The organism is Pseudomonas frederiksbergensis, assembly GCF_017114915.1.
GTDB lineage: Bacteria > Pseudomonadota > Gammaproteobacteria > Pseudomonadales > Pseudomonadaceae > Aquipseudomonas > Aquipseudomonas frederiksbergensis_I.
This window is the reverse complement of record NZ_JAAUOE010000102.1, coordinates 1-1,655: the sequence shown is the minus strand read 5'-3', so window position 1 is coordinate 1,655 and position 1,655 is coordinate 1. Positions and strand designations below refer to the sequence as shown.

1 protein-coding gene is annotated in these 1,655 nt (G+C 60.1%); it reads right to left on the bottom strand.

The genetic code is table 11. The annotated features are described in order from the left end of the window. Positions 1–42 precede the first annotated feature (42 nt). Complete coding sequence (locus HCU66_RS26895) at positions 43–1,323, bottom strand: serine/threonine transporter (RefSeq protein ID WP_205891379.1); 1,281 nt, start codon at positions 1,321–1,323, stop codon at positions 43–45. Between the last annotated feature and the right edge of the window lie 332 nt (positions 1,324–1,655).

The following is a 1,655-nucleotide window of genomic DNA, read 5'->3' as shown; positions in this document are numbered from 1 at the left end:
GGCATTCCTTTGCTGCGCGTGGGAACGATCAGGTTGACGGGATCAAGCGCTGAGCGAATAGATCAACGCCGAAATCGCCACCAACCCTACCGCCACTACAAACACGTTGGACGCCTGGCCGCGATAACGCGCCATGGCCGGCACCTTGCGGATCGCGTACATCGGCATCAGGAACAGGATCGCCGCGATGACCGGGCCACCGAGGGTTTCGATCATGCCCAGAATGCTCGGGTTCAGGGTCGCGACGATCCAGCACACCACCAGCATGAATGCAGCGGTCATGCGGTCCAGGGTCTTCGGCGCCGGGCGTTTGCCGCTCTTGACGATCAGGCCCTTCAAGCCTTCGCTGGCACCGATGTAGTGGCCCAGGAACGACTTGGAAATGGCCACGAAGGCAATCAACGGCGCCGCGAAGGCGATGGTCGGGTTGCTGAAGTGGTTGGCCAGGTACGACAGGATCGACAGGTTCTGCGCTTTGGCCTCCGCCAATTGCGCCGGCGACAGGGTCAGCACGCAGCTGAAGACGAAGAACAGCACCATCACCACCATCAGGATGTGGGCGCGGGACAGGATCTGCGAGCTGCGTTCTTGGGCGTGGTTACCGTAGCGACGCTTCTGGTCCACCGCGAACGCCGAAATGATCGGCGAATGGTTGAACGAGAACACCATCACCGGAATCGCCAGCCATAGCGTGTGCAGCAGCGCCGACGACTCAGGCAAGGTGGTCGCGGTGCTGAGGATGCCGCCGTTCCAGTGGGGAATCAGGAACACCGCCAGGAACAGCAGCGCAACGATGAACGGGTACACCATCAGGCTCATGGCCTTGACGATCACCTGCTCACCGCAACGCACCACTGCCAGCAGGCCGAGAATCAACACGAACGACAGCACCACGCGCGGTGGCGGCATGATGTGCAGTTGATGCTCCAGGAAACTGCCCACGGTGTTGGTCAGGGCCACGCTGTAGATCAGCAGGATCGGGAAGATCGCGAAGAAATACAGCAACGTAATCAGCGCACCGGCCTTGATGCCGAAATGTTCTTCCACCACTTCAGTGATGTCCGCGCCTTCACGGCCCGACAGCACAAAACGGGTCAGGCCACGGTGCGCATAAAACGTCATGGGGAACGCCAGCAACGCCAGGATCAGCAGCGGCCAGAAGCCGCCCAGCCCCGCGTTGATCGGCAAAAACAGGGTGCCAGCCCCGATTGCCGTGCCAAACAGGCCCAGCATCCAGGTGGTGTCATGGCGATTCCAGCTTTCGAGGCTCGCTGGTGTCGCCGCTACGTAGCGTTCGTCGACGCTATTGGCCTGATCATTCATCCGGTCGGATCTCCGCTTTCCGGTCACTTGCCACTCGGTCAGGACGCGTCGGAAAAAACCGACAGACATGCTCCGGCCGAAACAGGGGCGGGATTCTCCGCGATAAACGAGCAGAAGCAAAGGCTTAGCTGAGCAATGGTTGTGCGGAGCAGATCAGAGGCCTGTCGTTTTTAGAAAAACAACTGTCGGCAGCGGGTATGCGACGTGTCGTTTTCTGACACGCTTTAGTAGCAGCTGTTCGACTGCGAAGCAGTCGTAAAATCAGGCGCTGCGGTCCGTCAGGCACACCGTACATTCAGGGTTGACGACTGCTTCGCAGCCGAACGCAGCCT

What these genes read in the sequence shown, in the direction of transcription:
- HCU66_RS26895 (WP_205891379.1), bottom strand. Translation starts at nt 1,323, where the DNA reads ATGAATGATCAGGCCAATAGCGTCGACGAACGCTACGTAGCGGCGACA.